The 2,547-nt window shown below is 43.2% G+C and carries 3 protein-coding genes; all 3 read left to right on the top strand.

Annotation, left to right across the window (positions count from 1 at the left end; translation table 11 throughout):
* Positions 1 to 125 precede the first annotated feature (125 nt).
* Positions 126 to 1,460 carry an RHS repeat domain-containing protein gene (locus tag DKT75_RS08190; RefSeq protein ID WP_109822940.1) on the top strand — a complete coding sequence of 445 codons (1,335 nt, stop codon included), beginning with the start codon at positions 126 to 128 and terminating at the stop codon, positions 1,458 to 1,460.
* Positions 1,450 to 1,923, top strand: coding sequence for a hypothetical protein (locus tag DKT75_RS08185; protein ID WP_109822939.1), 474 nt, complete (start codon positions 1,450 to 1,452; stop codon positions 1,921 to 1,923). The genes DKT75_RS08190 and DKT75_RS08185 overlap by 11 nt, the downstream gene beginning before the upstream one ends.
* A 49-nt stretch (positions 1,924 to 1,972) precedes the next feature.
* Positions 1,973 to 2,547, top strand: a 575-nt coding sequence (locus tag DKT75_RS08180; RefSeq protein WP_425451398.1) for a hypothetical protein, incomplete at its 3' end; no start/stop codon positions are given.

The following is a 2,547-nucleotide window of genomic DNA, read 5'->3' as shown; positions in this document are numbered from 1 at the left end:
CAGATTGACGCAAATCAGACTGCCTTCGGGTGACTTGATTAGTAATACCTATAGCGGAGGCTTGTTAACGCGAACAGCAACATATAGTGGGCAAGTGAAATTGGCCATAATGTCTCTCTGCAGTATTGGATGATGGCAATTTCAATGAGTATGACTACACTTATGACGATAAGCGTCAGCTCGTTAATGTTGCTTTGAACGGTACGACGGTTGAGCAGTATAGTTACGATGCGAATGGAAACCGCACCACACACAGCAGCACGCAACGCGGTATTTCAAACCAAGGGTCTGTTTATAACGTAGGGGATCAGCTACAAGGTAGCGGTGATACCAGTTATGAATACGATGCAGATGGTCAGCTAAGTAAAAAGATAAACACGAACGGCACCACAAGCTATCAGTACAGTTCGCAGGGTCGATTACTACAGGTAGAAACCCCCAGCCAAATGATTAGCTATTTGCATAACGCGTTCGGTAATCGTGTGGCGAAGCGAGTGGATGGCGTCATCACTGAAAAGTACCTATGGTTGAATAAAACCCTGCTGCTAGCCACTTACGATGGCAGTGATAATCTGAAGCAGCGTTTTGAATACGCGGACGGTCATGTACCCAGCAGTTTTGTTCAGGACAACCAGACTTACTATATCGTTACCGACCACTTAGGTACGCCTCGCGCTATCACTAATAGTACAGGTGTGGTGGTTAAGCGTATGACATACGATAGTTTTGGTAATGTGCTGTCAGATACCAATCCAACACTGACCATTCCATTTGGTTTTGCAGGTGGTCTTCAAGATGTTGATACAGGGCTAGTTCGCTTTGGCTATCGAGACTATGACCCTGAGACTGGTCGTTGGACTGCAAGAGATCCGATTGGTTTTGCGGGTGGTGATAGTAATCTTTATGGCTATGTACTGAATGATCCGATTAACTTTGTGGATCAGGATGGTTTGTTGCCTAGTCTTCCACAGGGCTTAGTTGATTTTGCGGCTGGGTTTGGAGATGTTTTAACCTTTGGTATTGGACGTAGGGTTAGAGAAGCTCTAGATATAGGCTCAGTAAACACTTGTTCTTCAGCTTATGGAGCCGGTGAGGTTGCTGGCGTCGCAGGTAGCATTGCTACAGGTTATTTGGGTGGTTTAAAGTCAGTTGCAAAGGCTAGTAGTGGGATAAACTGGCAAAATTTTTCTCACTCACTTATTCCTAGTTCAACCTTGAAAAAAAGTAACTCCAAAGTAGCGAAGTGGTTAAATAAAACGGGCAACAGATTGAATGGAGATCATGTCCCACCTGGGCTGCATACTAGAATGGATGCTCGTGCACAGTTTGGTGTGAGCAGGGCGCATCTTGAGGCAAATCCATTATTTGGTAAGGCACGACAAATTATAAATCGTGTTCCTTATACCGTCGGTGGGGCTGTATATGGAGCGGGTTCTTATGGATTGAACAATGCAAATTAAAAAAAAGTATCAACTAGAAAAGCCCTCTAACTTTGACAGAATAAAAAACTTTTTTGGTTTTTTTGTGATATACCCGTTTGAGCAAACCTTGCTTGATTGTTTGCAAGATCGTTTGAGTGTAGAGGAGAGGGAAATTTTGTGTCACCAGATTGGCAGATTTACTGTGGTTAGAAGGTTGTTTCGTCATCTCGGTATTCAAGGGGCGTATGGTTTCACAAACTTTCATACCTTTCGTTTTGGGAAAAATATCAGTGGTAAGCTGCAAAAGAAAACGTTTGCTAATAAAGATGAAGAGGTACTTTTGGCAACAGCTAGAGTAACTCATGCAAAGGGTGAAATTAATATTCAGTTTTGGATAGTTAGGGGGATATTTTTCTCTATAGAATATAGATCTGCACAGCATCAATATCACCCACTTAGTAGTTTTGATATTGTGGATATTGTCGTTTGGCCAAATAAATAAGAACGTTATAGTGGTCAAGTGAAATTGGCCATAATGTCTCTCTGCAGTATTGGATGATGGCAATTTCAATGAGTATGACTACACTTATGACGATAAGCGTCAGCTCGTTAATGTTGCTTTGAACGGTACGACGGTTGAGCAGTATAGTTACGATGCGAATGGAAACCGCACCACACACAGTAGCACGCAACGCGGTATTTCAAACCAAGGGTCTGTTTATAACGTAGGGGATCAGCTACAAGGTAGCGGTGATACCAGTTATGAATACGATGCAGATAGTCAGCTAAGTAAAAAGATAAACACGAACGGCACGACAAGCTATCAGTACAGTTCACAGGGTCGATTACTAGAGGTAGAAACACCCAGCCAAATGATTAGCTATTTGCATAATGCTTTTGGCAATCGTGTGGCGAAGCGAGTGGATGGCGTTATCACCGAAAAGTACCTATGGCTGAATAAAACCCTGCTGCTAGCCACTTACGATGGCAGTGATAATCTGAAGCAACGTTTTGAATACGCGGACGGTCATGTACCCAGCAGTTTTGTTCAGGACAACCAGACTTACTATATCGTTACCGACCACTTAGGTACGCCTCGCGCTATCACTAATAGTACAGGTGTGGT

Origin of the sequence: Leucothrix arctica (assembly GCF_003172895.1) — a bacterium.
Lineage (GTDB): Bacteria > Pseudomonadota > Gammaproteobacteria > Thiotrichales > Thiotrichaceae > Leucothrix > Leucothrix arctica.
This window is presented reverse-complemented; position numbering and strand designations above follow the sequence as displayed.

Coding starts and splice junctions, on each gene's coding strand:
- DKT75_RS08185 (WP_109822939.1), top strand. CDS start 1,450: ATGCAAATTAAAAAAAAGTATCAACTAGAAAAGCCCTCTAACTTTGAC.